Raw genomic sequence first — 15,218 nt, 5'->3', positions numbered from 1 at the left:
GTGTCAACTATTTTTCGTGGAGTGGCCTGGCGCCGCTTACAGGGTGTAGCAGCGGTCGCCGCTATTAAAGCCGACCCAGTCGATGGCCACCTGTTTGCCAAAGCCGATCACCTTGAAGGTTTCCCCCATTTCCTGCGGTGACAGCAGGCGCTGCGCCGCCTTGGCTACCGGCAGGTAGTCCTTGACGTTGGCCGCATCCAGGAACGACAGCCGCTCGGTGATGCCGGCGTTGATCAGGAACTGCGCCTGGCTGAGGTAGCCGATCAGGTCGAGGCCGGCATCGAGGCCGCTTTGCGCCACGGCGCTGAAATCCACGTGCGTGGTCAGGTCCATCAGCCCGGGCAGGTAGAACGGATCCTGGATGGTGTGGTGGCGGTAGTGGCCGAGCAGGGTGCCCATGCTGCGTTCCGGGTGGTAGTACTCGCCGGCGTTGTGGCCGTAGTCGATCATCAGGATGGCGCCGCGTTGCAGCACGCCGGCCAGGGTGTGGATGAAGGCGCGGTTGGCGAGGCTGATTTCGGTGACGTAGCCGGGGATGTCCGGCACCAGCTCGGTGGCCAGCGCGGCCAGCGTGGCGTCGCCGAAGTCGCGGTCGTCGAAGCAGAAGGCGCCGTCGCGGATGGTGACGCCGCGCTGCTGCAGGCGGCCGTCCTGCTGGCGGACGACCAGCTCGCACGGCATCGCGTCCAGCACCTCGTTGCCGAGCATGATGCCGTCGAAGGTTTCCGGCAGCGCCGCCAGCCACTGCACCCGCGGCAGCAGCGCCGGGGCGAGGCGGGCGATGGTGTCGCGCTGGCGTTCGATCAGGTCGGGCGACAGGTCGACGATGAAGTACTGCGCCGGCGCGCAGCCGAGCGCGTCCAGCGCCAGCAGCAGGTCGGCGGCGAGGCGGCCGGTGCCGGCGCCGAACTCCATGATGTTGCCGGCAGTCTGCGGCAGCAGCTCGGCCAGCTGGCGCGCCAGCGTCTGCGCGAACAGCGGCGTCAGTTCCGGCGCGGTGACGAAGTCGCCGTCGGCGCCGAACTTGCGGCTGCCGGCGGCGTAGTAGCCGAGGCCGGGCGCGTACAGCGCCTGCTGCATGAAGTGGGCGAAGGAAATCCAGCCGTCGGCCGCGGCGATGTCGGCGGCGATGCGGTGGCTGAGCGCGTGGCTGGTGGCGAGGGCGTCGGCAGAGGGTTCTGGCAGGCTCATGGCGGCTAAGATTTGTCAGTGAAATTGCCGGCGAGTATATATCATGCAGCTTTTGCGCCGTGCCGCGCGTGTGTTGCCGGCAGGGGCGCGAACGGCGGGAAACGGATGGCGGGAGGACAGATGAAAGTCGTGTTGATTACCGGTGGCGCCAAGCGGCTGGGGCAGGCGATGGCGGAGCGGTTTGCCGCAGAGGGCTGGCAGGTGTGCGTGCACTATCACCACTCGGCCAGCGATGCGGCCAACCTTGTCGCCCGCCTGCCGCAGGCACGCAGCTACGGGCTGGACCTGCTGGTGGCGGACGCCGACTTCGCCGGCCTTATCGCGCAGGTGGTGGCCGATTGCGGCCGGCTGGACTGCGTGGTCAACAGCGCCGCGCTGTTCGAGGAGGACGGTTTCTTCGAGCTGTCGCCGGCGGCGTTCGACCGCCAGCTGGCGGTGAACTTCCGCGCGCCGCTGATGCTGGCGGCGGCGTTCGGGCAGTGGCTGCGACAGCAGGACGCGCGCGGTAGCGTGGTCAACATCCTCGACCAGAAGCTGTTCAATCTCAATCCCGATTATTTTTCCTACACCCTGTCCAAGCTGGCGTTGAAGGAAAGCATCCGCCTGCAGGCGATGGCGGCGGCGCCCTACCTGCGCGTCAACGGCGTGGCGCCGGGGCTGACCTTGCTCAGCGGCGAGCAGACGGCGGACAACTTCGCCCGCGCGCACCGCATGACGGCGCTGGGCGAGGGCACCCGCCCGCAATCGGTGGCGGAGGCGGTGCACTTTCTGGCCGAGGCGGTGCAGATCACCGGCCAGGTGCTGACCGTGGACGACGGCCAGCACCTGCTGCCGCTGGCGCGCGACGTGATGTTTGCGGTGGAGGCGTGATGCTGGCCGAAATCTTTCTGCGCGACTTCGTGTTCGACTGCTTCATCGGCATCCATGACTTCGAGCGCGGCGTGCGCCAGCGCATGCAGCTCAACATCGTGCTGCAGGTGACGCGCATGGTGCCGCCGCGCGACGACATCGCGCTGGTGCTGGACTACGACTACCTGCGGCTGCAGACGCTGGCGCTGGTGAAAGACCGCGTGTTCGAGACCCAGGAATACCTGCTCGGCAAGGTGGTCGACATCGCCTTCGGCCATCCTGAGGTGATCGGTGTGCTGGTGGAAACCTGCAAGCCGGACGTGTACCCGGACAGCGCCGGTGTCGGCTGCCGCCTGCGCCTCAGTCGCGACGAGTATCAGGCGCTGCGGCAACAGGGGGCATGGCTGGCCGACTGAGCGGGTGAACAAGGGCGGATTGTGTGGCAACGGACAGGCGTTTGACGTTAAAATCGCCTGTTTTTCAATTTCTTAGCCGTCCTCCATGTCCGACACGCTGCAACTTGCCGACGACAAGGCCAAAAAGGCCCAGTTCGAAGGCAACAAACTCACCAAACGCCTGCGCCACCACGTTGGCGACGCCATCAACGACTTCAACATGATCGAAGAGGGCGACCGCGTGATGGTCTGCCTGTCTGGCGGCAAGGACAGCTACGCGCTGCTGGACATCCTGCTGGGCTTGCAGAAGTCGGCGCCGATCAGCTTCAGCATCGTGGCGGTCAACCTCGACCAGAAACAGCCGGGCTTCCCGGAGCACGTGCTGCCGCAGTATCTGGAATCCATCGGTGTCGAGTACCGCATCATCGAGGAAGACACCTACAGCATCGTCAAGCGCCTGATCCCGGAAGGCAAGACCACCTGCAGCCTGTGCTCGCGCCTGCGCCGCGGCATCCTGTACCGCGTCGCCGACGAGCTGGGGGCCACCAAGATCGCGCTGGGTCACCACCGCGACGACATGCTGCACACGCTGTTCCTGAACATGTTCTACGGCGGCAAGCTGAAGGCGATGCCGCCGAAGCTGGTGTCCGACGACGGCCGCCACATGGTGATCCGCCCGCTGGCCTACTGCCGCGAGAAGGATCTGGAACGCTACGCGCAGCTGCGCGAATTCCCGATCATCCCGTGCAATCTGTGCGGCTCGCAGCCCAACCTGCAGCGCCAGGTGGTGAAGGAGATGGTCAACGACTGGGACAAGCGTTTCCCCGGCCGCGTCGAGAGCATGTTCCGCGCGCTGCAGAATGTGGTGCCGTCGCACCTGGCCGACAGCAAGCTGTTCGACTTTGCCGGCCTCAAGACCGGCGACAGCCCGTTCGAGGGCGGCGATACCGCCTTCGACAAGGAAGAGTTCCGCGATCCGGTCGCGCTGGCGAGCGCGGACGACGACGACACCGCCACGTTGGCCGCAACGCCCGCCGCCCCCGCCCGTCGCACCATCAGCATTCTCGATTCGCGCCCCAAGGCCGACAGCCAGACGGGAGACAGCCGTGGCGGGTAAAGCACAACACCCGTTCCGCCGCCGCGTGCGCAACAGCCAGGACGCGTTGCCGGACGTGGACATCTCCGAGAGCGACAACATCCGCTCGCTGCACCTCGGCTCGGCCACCATCCAGAGCTCGATGGATCTCGACGATCCGGCGGACCTGGTGCTGACCTACACCCGCGCGATGATGGCCTTCCTGCTGTGGAACGACGACCCGCGCCACATCGTGCAGATCGGCCTCGGTGGCGGTTCGCTGGCGCGCTTCATCGACGAGTACCTGCCGGACGCGATCAGCGTGGCGGTGGAGATCAATCCGCAAGTGGTCGCCGTGGCGCGGGTGTTCTTCCAGCTGCCGCCGGAGGGCGACTTCTTCGAGATCGTCGAGGCCGACGGCGCCGATTACATCAAGATGTTCCGCGAATCCACCGACGTGATCATGGTCGACGGTTTCGACGGCCAGCAGATCGTCGCCGACCTGACCACCGAAGAATTCTTCGAGGACTGCAAGCGCGCGCTGACTGCCAACGGCATCTTCGTCACCAACTGGTGGAGCGGCGACAAGCGTTATCAAAGCTTCCTCGAACGCCTGCTGGCCGCCTTCGGTGGCTGCGTGATCGAGCTGCCGGCCGCCACCCACGGCAATATGGCGGTGATGGCGTTCAAACAGCCACCAAGCCTGACCGGCTGGGACGCGCTGGCGAAAAAGGCCGACGAACTGGAAGGCCGTTTCGGCCTGGAATTCGGCGAATTCGTGAAGCGGCTGAAAGAGGCCAACCTGCACAGCAACAACCGTCTGCTGATCTGAGCGCCTGCGCGCCACGGATCCGGCCGCCACGTGCGGCCCTTGTCTATTTTGGGCCCGCCGCCTGCGCGACGGGCAAAGCCTGCGGCAGCACGCCGCAGCGGGAAAGGACTGAAATGATTGCTTACGACAGCATTACCGACCGCAAGATCCGCTTCGCCCTGATCGGCTGCGGCCGCATCGCCAACAACCACTTCGGCGCGCTGGAACAGCACGCCGACCGCGCCGAGCTGACCGATGTCTGCGACACCGACCCGGCGGCACTGGCCGCCGCGGTGGCGCGCACCGGCGCCCGCGGCCACGCAACGTTGGCCGCACTGCTCAAGGCCAGCGACGCCGACGTGATCATCCTGACCACCCCGTCCGGCCTGCACCCGCAGCAGGCGATGGACTGTTTCGCCGCCGGCTTCCATGTGATGACCGAGAAGCCGATGGCGACGCGCTGGCAGGACGGCGTGGCGATGGTGAAGGCCGCCGACCAGGCCGGCCGCCGCCTGTTCGTGGTCAAGCAGAACCGCCGCAACGCCACCTTGCAGCTGCTCAAGCGTGCGGTGCAGGAAAAGCGTTTCGGCCGCATCTACATGGTCAACGTCAACGTGTTCTGGACCCGGCCGCAGGAATACTACGACCAGGCCGACTGGCGCGGCACCTGGGAATACGACGGCGGCGCGTTCATGAACCAGGCCAGCCACTACGTCGACCTGCTGGACTGGATCATCGGCCCGGTGGAGAGCATGCAGGCCTACACCGCCACCATGGAGCGCGACATCGAAGTGGAAGACAGCGGCGTGGTCAGCCTGAAGTGGCGCTCCGGCGCGCTGGGCAGCATGAACGTGACCATGCTGACCTACCCGAAAAACCTGGAAGGCTCGATCACCATCCTCGGCGAGAAGGGCACCGTGCGCATCGGCGGCATGGCCGTCAACGAGATCCAGCACTGGGAATTCGCCGCGCCGCACGCGATGGACGACGACATCAAGGCCGCCAGCTATGCCACCACCAGCGTCTACGGCTTCGGCCACCCGCTGTACTACGACAACGTGATCCAGGTGATGCGCGGCGAGGCGGAGCCGGAAACCGACGGTCGCGAAGGGCTGAAGTCGCTGGAACTGCTGGTCGGCATCTACCTGTCGGCGCGCGACGGCCGTCGCGTCAGCCTGCCGCTGGAGTACTGACATGGCCGCCCATACCGTTCATCCCACCGCCATCGTCGACGACGGTGCGGTGATCGGCGACGACACCCGCGTCTGGCACTGGGTGCACATCTGCAGCCAGGCGCGCATCGGCGCGCGATGCTCCTTCGGTCAGAACGTGTTCGTCGGCAACGACGTGATCATCGGCGACAACGTCAAGGTGCAAAACAACGTGTCGATCTACGACGCGGTAACGCTGGAGGACGACGTGTTCTGCGGCCCGTCGATGGTGTTCACCAACGTCAACAACCCGCGCAGCCACGTCAGCCGCAAGAACGAATACCGCCGCACGGTGGTGAAACGCGGCGCCACCATCGGCGCCAACGCCACCGTGGTCTGCGGCCACACCGTCGGCGAGTACGCCTTCATCGGCGCCGGCGCGGTGGTGACCCGCGACGTGCTGCCGTACGCGCTGATGGTCGGCACCCCGGCCAAGCGCATCGGCTGGATGTGCCAGTGCGGCGAGCGGCTGGCGGACAGCATCGGCGAGCACGACTGCGACGCCTGCGGCCAACGTTACGATATCGGCGGCAACCACTGCACGCCGCTTTGACCCTGTTGAGAGTGACACCATGTCCATCCAGTTCATCGATCTGAAAGCACAGTACCAGCACCTGAAAAGCGACATCGACGCCCGCATCCACGCGGTGCTCGACCACGGCCAGTACATCATGGGGCCGGAGGTGAAACAGCTGGAAGACCAGCTCGCCGCCTACACCGGCGCCAGGCACGCCATCGGCGTCTGCGACGGCACCAAGGCGCTGCTGATCGCGCTGATGGCGCTGGGCGTGAAGGCCGGCGACGAGGTGATCACCACCCCGTTCACCTTCATCGCCACCGGCGAGATGATCGCGCTGCTCGGCGCCAAGCCGGTGTTCGTCGACATCGACCCGCTGACCTACAACCTCGATCCGGCGCTGCTGGAAGCGGCGATCACGCCGCGCACCCGCGCCATCATGCCGGTCAGCCTGTACGGCCAGTGCGCCGATTTCGACGCCATCAACGCCATTGCTGCCAAGCACGGCATCGCGGTGATCGAGGACGGCGCGCAGAGCTTCGGCGCCAGCCAGCACGGCAAGCGCTCCGGCAACCTGTGCACCATCGGCACCACCAGCTTCTTCCCGTCCAAGCCGCTGGGTTGCTACGGCGACGGTGGCGCGGTGTTCACCAACGACGACGAGCTGGCGAAGAAAATGCGCGAGATCCGCATACACGGCCAGGACCGCCGCTACCACCACCCGGTGATCGGCCTCAACGGCCGGCTGGATACGATTCAAGCGGCCGTGCTGCTGGCCAAGCTGCCGAGCTTCCAGGACGAAGTGGTGGCACGCGAGCGCATCGGCGCGCGTTACAGCGAATTGCTGAAGGATGTCGCGCGCGTGCCGGTGATCGCCGCCGGCAACAGCCACGTCTACGCGCAGTACACCATCGAGGTGGACCACCGCGACGCGGTGCAGAAGGCGCTGCAGGAACTGGGCGTGCCGACCGCGGTGCACTACCCGATCCCGCTGCACCTGCAGCCGGCGTTCGCCGATCTGGGGCAGGGCGAGGGCAGCTTCCCGCTGGCCGAAGCCGCCGGCCGTCGCGTGATGAGCCTGCCGATGCACCCGTTCCTCGACGAGGCGACGCAGGATGCCATCGTCGCCGCGGTGAAAAAGGCGCTGGGCTAAGTGGCGTATCTGGCGTTCAAGTACCTGGTTTCCGCCGCCATGGTGGTGCTGGTGTCGGAGCTGGCCAAGCGCAGCGACAAGCTGGGCGCGCTGCTGGCGTCGCTACCGCTGGTGACGGTGCTGACGCTGATCTGGCTGCATCTGGAGCGGCAGCCGGAAGCCAAGGTGGCTAACCACGCCTGGTATACCTTCTGGTACGTGCTGCCGACGCTGCCGATGTTCCTGGTCTTTCCCTGGCTGCAGGCGCGGCTGGGCTTCTGGCTGGCGCTGGGTGCCAGCGTGCTGCTGACCATGCTGCTGTTTGCCGCCTTCGCCTGGCTGCTGCGGCTGGCCGGTATCCAGCTGTTATGAGCTTGAGCGTGCTGCGTCAAAGGTTGGCCGCAGGCGGCTTCATGCGCCATGTGGCGACGCTGGCCAGCGGCGCGGCGCTGGCGCAGGCCTTGCCGCTGCTGTTTGCGCCGCTGTTGACGCGACTGTACACGCCGGCCGATTTCGGCGTGCTGGCGGTGTTCGTCGCCTGGCTGTCCAATCTGGCGGTGATCGCCACCGCGCGTTACGACATGGCGGTGGTGCTGCCCAAGTCCGAGCCGGAAGCGGCGCGGCTGATGCTGCTGGCGCTGGCGATCAATACCGGCCTGCTGTTGCTGACCCTGCCGCTGTTCTGGCCGTGGCACGCCGCCATCGCCGGCCTGCTCGGCGCGCCGCAGCTGGCGCCGTGGCTGCCGTTGCTGCCGCTGGGGGTGTGGTTGGCCGGCGCGGTGGCGGCGTGGACGGCGTGGAACAACCGCCAGCGCCGCTACGCAGCCAATGCGCAGGGGCGGGTGGTGCAGTCGCTGGGCGTGTCGCTGCTGCAGGTGGCGGCCGGCTGGTCCGGCCTTGCCGCTGGCGGGCTGATCCTGTCGCAGCTGGCCGGGCAGGCCATCGCCCTGCTGACGCTGGCGCGTGCCGATGTCGCGGCGCGCCTGCCGTGGCTGCGCGGCCACGATCGTGCCGCGCTGCTGAGCGAGGCGCGGCGTTACCGCGAATTCCCGCTGGTGAACACGCCGCACGCCTTCGTGGTGGCGTTCCAGGATTCGCTGATGCTGGCGCTGCTGTCGGCGCTGTCCGGCGCCGCCATCGTCGGCCAGTACGCGCTGGTGTTGCGGGTACTGAAACTGCCGGCGGCGCTGGTGGGGCAGGCGGTGGCGCAGGTGGTGTTCCGCGATCTGGCTGAGGCGGCGGCATCCGGCCGCGCGCTGTCCGGCCTGCTCAAGCGTGCGGTGCTGGTGCTGGCGGCGCTGTCGGTGGTGCCGTTCGGCGTGCTGGGGCTGTGGGGCGGGCCGCTGTTCGCGCTGGTGTTCGGCGCGCCGTGGTTGGGCGCCGGCGAGATTGCGGCCAACCTGGCGCCGTACTTCGCCGCCGCCTTCATCGTCGGCCCGGCCTTCATGGTGCCGATGGTGATCGGCCGCCAGCGCGCGTCCTTCCTGTTTGTGCTGTGCGGCGTCATCGTCAATCTGGCGGTGTTTGCCGCGGTGTATGTCGCCGGGCGCGACGCCATGCTGGCGTTTAGCGTGATGGCGGTGGTGATGACGCTCTATTTTGCGGCGTATCTGGCGTGGGTATTCCGCCTGCTGCGGCTGCGGGAAAGGTCCGATGTTTAAGCGCGTGCTGTTGTTGCTGTGGCGCCAGTGGCTGGTGTGGCGCGGTGCCCGCCTCGCCGCTTCGGCGCGGGTCAACCCTTCGGTCAGTGTGGTGCCGGCGGCCTTGCAGCTGGGCGAGCACGCCCGGCTGTACTGGGGCGGCGAGGTGCTGACGCACGGCGCCGGCCGCCTGGCGCTTGGTGCGCACAGCCATATCGCTCCGCATTTCTACTGCCTGATCGGCGACAACCGGCTGCAGATCGGCGCGCGCGTCGCCATCGGCCCGCGCTGCATGCTGTTCTGTCACAGCAACGCGATCCCCGCCGACGTGACGGCGACGGCGTTCGTCGATTGCCACAGCGATGCCGACATCAGCGTCGGCAACAACGTGTTCATCGGCGCCGGCGTCATCGTGTTGCCCGGCACCGTGATCGGCGACAACGTGGTGGTCGCCGCCGGCAGCGTGGTCAAGGGCGAGCTGGCACCGGGCGGGCTGTACGCCGGCCAGCCAGCGAGAAAGGTGAGGGCGCTATGCTGACCGCCAATTCGCTGAGTATCTGGCAATACCTGTCCGCCTTCCCGGCCATGCTCGCTGGCCGCCGCCATCACCGCGCCGCGCTGCGCATCGAGCTGGCGCAGCTGTTCGAGGTCGAGGTTGGCCGCATCGTGCTGCTCGACAGCGGCCGTGCCGCCTTTGCCGCGCTTTTGCAGTTGCATGGCGTAGAACCGGGCGACGAGGTCATCGTGCCGGCGTTCACCTGCGTGGTGGTGCCCAACCAGGTGCCGCCGACCGGCGCCACGCTGCGCTTTGTCGATGTCGGTCGCGACAGCCTCAATTTCGACTGGCTGGCGCTGGAAGCCGCCATCACGCCGCGTACCCGCGTGGTGGTGGTGCCGCACAACTTCGGCATCGCCTGCGAGGTGCCGACTTGGCTGCGCGAGAAACAGCGCCACGTGCGCTTTGTCGACGACGCCGCGCATGGTTTTGCTTCCAAGTGCGACGGGCAGTGGCTGGGCACCTACCACGACGGCGCCTTTTTCAGCTTCGAATACTCGAAAAACCTCACCGGCGGCATCGGCGGCATGGCGCTGTTGCCGGCCGGTAGCGAGCTGCCGCCCGCGGCGCTGCCGGAGCTGCCCTGCGGCGACGAGTGGCGGCTGGCAGCGACGCTGAAGGCGCACCTGCTGAGCGCACGCTGGCCGCTGCTGGGGCGCTGCACCATGGCCGCGGTACGACGGCTGGGCATGGTCTACCGCTCCGGCGACGGCGAAGTGGCGCGCGGCGAGCCGCATCCGGCCCGCGCGATGCCGCTGTTGTCTGCGGTGCTGCTGCGCCGCCAGCTGCCGACGCTGACGGCTGCCATCGCGCACAAGCAGCAACTGGCCGTCCGCTACCAGCGCGCGCTGGCCGCCTTGCCGCAGCTGCAGCAGTGGCCGGCGCCACAGGGCACGCACTGGGTGCGCTACCCGTTCGCGCTGCCGTTCGCGGTGGCCGACAAGGCGGCACTGGCGCGCCGGCTGTCCGCCGCCAGCGGCCTGAATATCGGGGTGTGGTTCGACGACGTGATCCACCCCGCCGGCGCCTTCCGCCACGGCTATGTCGCCGGCAGCGCGCCGCACGGCGAGCGGCTGGCTGCCAGCGTGCTCAACCTGCCGATGAACATCGCCGTCGCCGCCGACGCGCAGCTGGAACGCAAGCTGGCGCGGCTGAGCCGGGCGCTGGCCGAGCTGCTGCGCCAGCACAAGGACCCCGCATGAAACTGCTGCTGATCGGCTCCGCCTCGGTGCACACCTTCCGCTACCTCGCCGGCATCGCGCCGCACGTGGACGAAATCCACCTCGTCACCAGTGGCGAGCTGCCGGCGCGCTACCATGCGGCCAACCTTGGCCGCGTGCTGACCGTCGATTTCAGCCTCAAGGCGCTGGCCACCGCCGGCAAGATCGCGGGCCTGATCGATGCGATACAGCCCGACATCGTGCACGTGCACCAGGCCAACAGCGTGGCGTGGCACGCGCGCCGCGCGCTGGCCGGGCGCAAGCTGCCGTGGCTGCTGACCTGCTGGGGCTCGGACGTGCTGCTGCTGCCGCAGCAGAACCGTTTCATGAAGCACCTGGTTGCGGCCAACCTTGCCGCCGCCAGCGCGGTGACCAGCGACTCGCTCAACATGGCGGCGGTGTGCCGCGAGCTGGCGCCGATCCGCCGCATGGACGTGCTCAATTTCGGCATGGATGCGCTGCCGCCGGCGCCGGACATCGCCGCCAAGCCGCTGCAGGTATTGTCCTGCCGCCTGCACAAACCGCTATACCGTATCGACAGCATCGTGCGCGCCTGGGCGGAGGTGGAAGCCGACGCCCGCTTTGCCGGCTGGTCGCTGACCGTGGCCGCCAGCGGCGAGGAGACGGAAAACCTCAAGACCCTGGCCGCCAGGCTCGGTCTTGGCCGCGTGAACTTCACCGGCTTTGTCGCGCCGGAGGTGCTGGCCGGGCTGTACCGCGACGCGCGCGTGTTCGTCAGCGTGCCGAAGAGCGACGCCACCAGCATCAGCCTGCTGGAAGCGATGGGCCACGGCTGCCTGCCGCTGCTGTCCAACCTGCCGGCCAACCTGGAGTGGGTGCTGGACGGCATCAACGGTGCCATCGTCGAGGACGTGGCGCGCCTCGGCAGCGCGCTGAAAACGCAGCTGTTGCGTGCCGCCGACGATGCACAGCTGGCGGAAGCGGTGACGCTGAGCCGCCGGCTGGTGGCGGAAAAAGGCCTGCACCAAGCCAATATGCAGCGTTTTGCCGACATCTACCGTGATTTGCTGGCGTTGCCAGAAGGAAACCGCCAATGAAAATTGCCCATCTCAGCAGCGCCCACCCGCGCCACGACATCCGTATCTTCGTGAAGGAGTGCGCCACGCTGGCCGCTGCCGGGCACGAGGTGCACCTGATCGTCGCCGACGGGCTGGGCGACGAGATCAACCGCGACGTGCGCCTGCACGACGTCGGCGCCAAATCCGGCGGCCGCCTGTCGCGCATGACCGGCACGGTGAAGCGGGTGTACGACAAGGCGCTGGCGCTGATGCCGGACGTCGCGCACTTCCACGACCCGGAGCTGATCCCTGCCGCGCTGCGCCTGCAGCAGGCCGGTATCCGCATCGTCTACGACGTGCACGAGGACGTGCCGCGCCAGGTGCTGGCCAAGCACTGGATACCGGGCATGGCGCGGCCGTGGGTGTCGCGCGGGGTGGAGACGCTGGAGGACTACGCCGCGCGCCGTTTCGACGCCATCGTCGCCGCCACGCCGGTGATCCGCGAGCGCTTTGCGCGTGCCGGCGCGCGCCGCAGCATCGACGTCTGCAACTATCCGATCCTGGCCGAGCTGGTGCGCGACACGCCGTGGAGCAGTCGCCGCAACGAGGCCTGCTACCTGGGCGGCATCAGCCGTACCCGCGGCATCGAGCCGATCATCGCCGCGCTGCCGGATTCCGATACCCGGCTGAACCTGGCCGGTATCTGGAGCGAGCCGGACCTGAAAGCCCGGCTGGTGCGTGAGGCTGGCTGGAGCCGCGTCAACGATCTGGGCGTGCTGGATCGTGCCGGCGTGGCCGAGGTGCTGGCCGCCAGCAAGATCGGGCTGGTGACGCTGCTGCCGACGCCGAGCTACGTCGAGTCGCTGCCGATCAAGCTGTTTGAATACATGGCCGCCGGCATGCCGGTGATCGCCAGCGATTTCCCGCTGTGGCGCGGCATCGTCGAGGACGCCGGCTGCGGCCTGCTGGTCGATCCGCAGGACCCGCGCGCCATCGCCGACGCCATCGCCACGCTGCTGGCCGACGACGCGCGCGCGCAGGCGATGGGCGAGGCCGGCAAGCGCGCGGTGCTGGCCAAATACAGCTGGGCCGCCGAGGGCGACAAACTGCTGGCGCTGTACCGCCAGCTGGAGGAGACAACATGAACTGGCAAACCGCCCCGCAAACCCTGCTGCTGGTGTCGCTGCCGCTGGGCCTGCTGTTTACCCTGCTGCACTGGGGGCTGTACGACATGCCGCTGACGCTGGGCAATGTCGCCACCCACCTGGTGGTGGCGATGGTGTACGCGATCTGGCAGCTGCGCAGCAACGCCTGGTTCGCGAAGCTGCGCGACAACGACTACGCGCGCTGGCGCCGCGTCGCCGCCGGCGGCCAGCTGCGCTTCTTGTTCGCCTATGGCCTCGCCAGCAAGGGCATGGCGCTGGCCTGCCTGATGGTGGGCATGAACTGGGCCTACAGCGGCGCGATCCCGACCTCGGAACGGCTGATGAGCGACGGCATGATCTGGTCGATACTGGGGGTGTGGTTTGCCCGCAACGACTGGAAGCGCATGCAGCGCGGCGCCGGGCTGGAACCGTGAACCGTCGTGCCTGAGCGGGAGCCTGCGATGAACCGACCCCATACCAGCCTGCCGCTGCGCCTGCTGCGTGCCCATCCGCGCCTGCTGGTTGCCATCCTGTTTGGCGTGCTGCTGGCGCGGCTGGCGCCGTGGTTCAGCCCGATGCCGCCGCTGACCGCCTTTCTGGTCGGCTGGAACGGCGGCGCCTGCCTGTACCTGTTGCTGGCCGCGCACATGATGCGGCAGAGCGACGACGACAAGATCCACCGCCACGCGCAGGTGCAGGACGAGGGCCGCCACGTGCTGCTGCTGCTGGTGGTGCTGTCGGCGCTGGTGTGCCTGCTGGCGATCGTGGTCGAGCTGTCGCTGGCGCGGCCGCTGGGCGGCGTGCAGCGCCTCGGCCATATCGCGCTGAGCGGGCTGACCATCGTCACCTCGTGGCTGTTCACACAGACCATGTTCGCGCTGCACTACGCGCACAGCTATTTTCTGGCGCGACACCGTCGCCAGCCGCCGGGGCTGGATTTTCCCGGCCAGGAAACCCCGAATTACAGCGATTTTTTCTACTTTTCCGTGGTGATCGGCACCTCGGCGCAGACCGCGGATGTCGCGCTCAGCTCGCGCGCGATGCGCCGCATCGGCACCCTGCACTGCATGCTGTCGTTTGCCTTCAACACCACGGTGCTGGCGCTGATGATCAACATCGCCGCCGGGCTGATGTCGCTGACCCCTTAACCGAACAGACCCGATAACGTGCGCATTCTCTACATCAATCACTACGCCGGCAGCCCGCGGCACGGCATGGAATTCCGCCCCTACTACCTGGCCCGTGAATGGGTGAAGGCCGGCCACGAAGTCCACATCGTGGCGGCGGACTACTCGCACCTGCGCCAGCACAACCCGACGCTTGCGGCCAACTACGCCGACGAGGACATCGACGGCATCCGCTACACCTGGTGCAAGACGCCCAGCTACGAAGGCAACGGCCTGAAGCGGGTGATCAACATCTTCCGCTTCCTCGGCCGGGTGATGGGTCTGTCCGGGCGCTACCTCAAAGCGTGGCGACCGGACGTGGTGATCGCGTCGTCCACCTACCCGCTGGATACCGTGCCGGCGGCGTTCATCGCCGGCAAGACCGGCGCCAGGCTGGTCTACGAGGTGCACGACCTGTGGCCGCTGACGCCGGTGGAGGTGGGCGGCATGAGCCCGAAGCATCCGTTCATCCGCCTGCTGCAGTGGGCGGAGGACTTCGGCTACCGCAAGGCCGACACCGTGGTGTCGATGCTTCCGTGCGCCCGTGACTACATGCTTGAGCACGGCATGGCGCCGGAAAAATACGTGGTGATTCCCAACGGCGTCGACGTCGCCGAGTGGCAGGGCGCCAGTGAGCCGCTGCCGGCCGAACACCGCCAGCAGCTGGCGCAGCTGAAGGCCGACAAGCGCTTCATCGTCGGCTATGCCGGCGGCCACGGCCTGGCCAACGCGCTGGACTTCCTGCTGCAGGCGGCCAGCCAGCTGCCGCAGGATAGCGGCGTGCACATCGTGCTGGTCGGCGACGGTCCGGACAAGGCGGCGCTGCAGGCGCAGGCGCAGCAGCTGGGGCTGAATAACGTTAGCTTCCTGCCGTCCATCCCCAAGCGCGCGGTGCCGGCGTTTCTGGCCGAGTGCGACGCGCTGTACATCGGCTGGCGCAAGCTGCCGATCTACCGCTTCGGCATCAACCCCAACAAGCTGTTCGACTACCTGATGGCCGCCAAGCCGGTGCTGCATTCGGTGGAGGCCGGCAACGACATGGTGATGGATGCCGGCGCCGGCATCAGCGTGGCGGCGGAAGACGCGGCGGCAATCGCCGACGGCCTGCAGCGCATGGCGGCGCTGACGCCGAACCAGCGCGGCCGCATGGGCGCCGCCGGCAAGGCTTACGTGCTGGCAAAACACGACTACGCGGTGCTGGCCAGACGCTTTTTGCAGGGCCTCCGCTGAAAACCGCCTGTAGCCCGGAAAAGCGCAGCGCATCCGGGGAACCGGTATCCGGGGATTTGAA

17 protein-coding genes are annotated in these 15,218 nt (G+C 67.7%); 16 read left to right on the top strand and 1 reads right to left on the bottom strand.

Annotation, left to right across the window (positions count from 1 at the left end; translation table 11 throughout):
* Positions 1–36: 36 nt before the first annotated feature.
* Entirely contained in the window at positions 37–1,191 is a 1,155-nt protein-coding gene (locus ACG97_RS12355) for a class I SAM-dependent methyltransferase (RefSeq protein ID WP_047967677.1), read from the bottom strand.
* A 120-nt stretch (positions 1,192–1,311) separates the two neighbouring features.
* Here ACG97_RS12355 and ACG97_RS12350 point away from each other — a divergent pair, with 120 nt between their 5' ends.
* The 16 genes from ACG97_RS12350 to ACG97_RS12275 all read left to right on the top strand — a co-directional run bounded on the left by ACG97_RS12350 (position 1,312) and on the right by ACG97_RS12275 (position 15,157).
* Positions 1,312–2,061, top strand: coding sequence for an SDR family oxidoreductase (locus ACG97_RS12350; RefSeq protein ID WP_053068168.1), 750 nt, complete (start codon positions 1,312–1,314; stop codon positions 2,059–2,061).
* Positions 2,061–2,456, top strand: coding sequence for a dihydroneopterin aldolase (locus tag ACG97_RS12345; RefSeq protein ID WP_047967675.1), 396 nt, complete (start codon positions 2,061–2,063; stop codon positions 2,454–2,456). Before ACG97_RS12350 ends, ACG97_RS12345 begins: the two co-directional genes overlap by 1 nt.
* An 85-nt stretch (positions 2,457–2,541) precedes the next feature.
* On the top strand, positions 2,542–3,552 hold the full coding sequence (ttcA, locus tag ACG97_RS12340; protein ID WP_047967674.1) for a tRNA 2-thiocytidine(32) synthetase TtcA: 1,011 nt from the start codon (positions 2,542–2,544) through the stop codon (positions 3,550–3,552).
* On the top strand, positions 3,542–4,342 hold the full coding sequence (locus tag ACG97_RS12335) for a polyamine aminopropyltransferase (RefSeq protein WP_047967673.1): 801 nt from the start codon (positions 3,542–3,544) through the stop codon (positions 4,340–4,342). Before ttcA ends, ACG97_RS12335 begins: the two co-directional genes overlap by 11 nt.
* A 113-nt stretch (positions 4,343–4,455) precedes the next feature.
* Positions 4,456–5,514, top strand: a complete 1,059-nt coding sequence (locus ACG97_RS12330) for a Gfo/Idh/MocA family protein (RefSeq protein ID WP_047967672.1) — start codon at positions 4,456–4,458, stop codon at positions 5,512–5,514.
* Between the two features lies 1 nt (position 5,515).
* Positions 5,516–6,085 carry an acyltransferase gene (locus ACG97_RS12325; RefSeq protein ID WP_047967671.1) on the top strand — a complete coding sequence of 190 codons (570 nt, stop codon included), beginning with the start codon at positions 5,516–5,518 and terminating at the stop codon, positions 6,083–6,085.
* Between the two features lie 19 nt (positions 6,086–6,104).
* Positions 6,105–7,202, top strand: coding sequence for a DegT/DnrJ/EryC1/StrS aminotransferase family protein (locus ACG97_RS12320; protein ID WP_047967670.1), 1,098 nt, complete (start codon positions 6,105–6,107; stop codon positions 7,200–7,202).
* Positions 7,203–7,553 (top strand): DUF3147 family protein, encoded by a 351-nt coding sequence (locus ACG97_RS12315; RefSeq protein ID WP_047967669.1) that lies wholly within the window; start codon positions 7,203–7,205, stop codon positions 7,551–7,553.
* The gene (locus ACG97_RS12310) at positions 7,550–8,842 is read left to right on the top strand and encodes a lipopolysaccharide biosynthesis protein (protein ID WP_047967668.1); all 1,293 of its coding nucleotides are present in this window, start codon (positions 7,550–7,552) and stop codon (positions 8,840–8,842) included. Before ACG97_RS12315 ends, ACG97_RS12310 begins: the two co-directional genes overlap by 4 nt.
* Positions 8,835–9,359, top strand: a complete 525-nt coding sequence (locus ACG97_RS12305; RefSeq protein ID WP_047967667.1) for a DapH/DapD/GlmU-related protein — start codon at positions 8,835–8,837, stop codon at positions 9,357–9,359. Before ACG97_RS12310 ends, ACG97_RS12305 begins: the two co-directional genes overlap by 8 nt.
* Positions 9,353–10,579 (top strand): DegT/DnrJ/EryC1/StrS family aminotransferase, encoded by a 1,227-nt coding sequence (locus tag ACG97_RS12300; protein ID WP_047967666.1) that lies wholly within the window; start codon positions 9,353–9,355, stop codon positions 10,577–10,579. Before ACG97_RS12305 ends, ACG97_RS12300 begins: the two co-directional genes overlap by 7 nt.
* Positions 10,576–11,655 (top strand): glycosyltransferase family 4 protein, encoded by a 1,080-nt coding sequence (locus ACG97_RS12295; protein WP_047967665.1) that lies wholly within the window; start codon positions 10,576–10,578, stop codon positions 11,653–11,655. The genes ACG97_RS12300 and ACG97_RS12295 overlap by 4 nt, the downstream gene beginning before the upstream one ends.
* A complete protein-coding gene (locus ACG97_RS12290; RefSeq protein WP_047967664.1) occupies positions 11,652–12,761 on the top strand; it encodes a glycosyltransferase family 4 protein in 1,110 nt (369 codons plus the stop codon). The genes ACG97_RS12295 and ACG97_RS12290 overlap by 4 nt, the downstream gene beginning before the upstream one ends.
* The gene (locus tag ACG97_RS12285) at positions 12,758–13,195 is read left to right on the top strand and encodes a hypothetical protein (protein WP_047967663.1); all 438 of its coding nucleotides are present in this window, start codon (positions 12,758–12,760) and stop codon (positions 13,193–13,195) included. The genes ACG97_RS12290 and ACG97_RS12285 overlap by 4 nt, the downstream gene beginning before the upstream one ends.
* A 27-nt stretch (positions 13,196–13,222) precedes the next feature.
* The gene (locus ACG97_RS12280) at positions 13,223–13,909 is read left to right on the top strand and encodes a DUF1345 domain-containing protein (RefSeq protein WP_047967662.1); all 687 of its coding nucleotides are present in this window, start codon (positions 13,223–13,225) and stop codon (positions 13,907–13,909) included.
* Positions 13,910–13,927: 18 nt separating this feature from the next.
* Positions 13,928–15,157: a glycosyltransferase family 4 protein gene (locus tag ACG97_RS12275; protein WP_047967661.1), complete on the top strand. Its 1,230-nt coding sequence runs from the start codon at positions 13,928–13,930 to the stop codon at positions 15,155–15,157.
* The last annotated feature ends 61 nt before the right edge of the window (positions 15,158–15,218 follow it).

This window comes from Vogesella sp. EB (genome assembly GCF_001037925.1).
Classification (GTDB): Bacteria; Pseudomonadota; Gammaproteobacteria; order Burkholderiales; family Chromobacteriaceae; genus Vogesella; species Vogesella indigofera.
This window is presented reverse-complemented; position numbering and strand designations above follow the sequence as displayed.

Bases quoted from the DNA above. Each gene is read 5' to 3' on its own strand.
- ACG97_RS12355 (WP_047967677.1), bottom strand. From the start codon at position 1,191: ATGAGCCTGCCAGAACCCTCTGCCGACGCCCTCGCCACCAGCCACGCG.
- ACG97_RS12350 (WP_053068168.1), top strand. From the start codon at position 1,312: ATGAAAGTCGTGTTGATTACCGGTGGCGCCAAGCGGCTGGGGCAGGCG.
- ACG97_RS12345 (WP_047967675.1), top strand. From the start codon at position 2,061: ATGCTGGCCGAAATCTTTCTGCGCGACTTCGTGTTCGACTGCTTCATC.
- ttcA (WP_047967674.1), top strand. From the start codon at position 2,542: ATGTCCGACACGCTGCAACTTGCCGACGACAAGGCCAAAAAGGCCCAG.
- ACG97_RS12330 (WP_047967672.1), top strand. From the start codon at position 4,456: ATGATTGCTTACGACAGCATTACCGACCGCAAGATCCGCTTCGCCCTG.
- ACG97_RS12325 (WP_047967671.1), top strand. From the start codon at position 5,516: ATGGCCGCCCATACCGTTCATCCCACCGCCATCGTCGACGACGGTGCG.
- ACG97_RS12320 (WP_047967670.1), top strand. From the start codon at position 6,105: ATGTCCATCCAGTTCATCGATCTGAAAGCACAGTACCAGCACCTGAAA.
- ACG97_RS12310 (WP_047967668.1), top strand. From the start codon at position 7,550: ATGAGCTTGAGCGTGCTGCGTCAAAGGTTGGCCGCAGGCGGCTTCATG.
- ACG97_RS12305 (WP_047967667.1), top strand. From the start codon at position 8,835: ATGTTTAAGCGCGTGCTGTTGTTGCTGTGGCGCCAGTGGCTGGTGTGG.
- ACG97_RS12300 (WP_047967666.1), top strand. From the start codon at position 9,353: ATGCTGACCGCCAATTCGCTGAGTATCTGGCAATACCTGTCCGCCTTC.
- ACG97_RS12295 (WP_047967665.1), top strand. From the start codon at position 10,576: ATGAAACTGCTGCTGATCGGCTCCGCCTCGGTGCACACCTTCCGCTAC.
- ACG97_RS12290 (WP_047967664.1), top strand. From the start codon at position 11,652: ATGAAAATTGCCCATCTCAGCAGCGCCCACCCGCGCCACGACATCCGT.
- ACG97_RS12285 (WP_047967663.1), top strand. From the start codon at position 12,758: ATGAACTGGCAAACCGCCCCGCAAACCCTGCTGCTGGTGTCGCTGCCG.
- ACG97_RS12280 (WP_047967662.1), top strand. From the start codon at position 13,223: ATGAACCGACCCCATACCAGCCTGCCGCTGCGCCTGCTGCGTGCCCAT.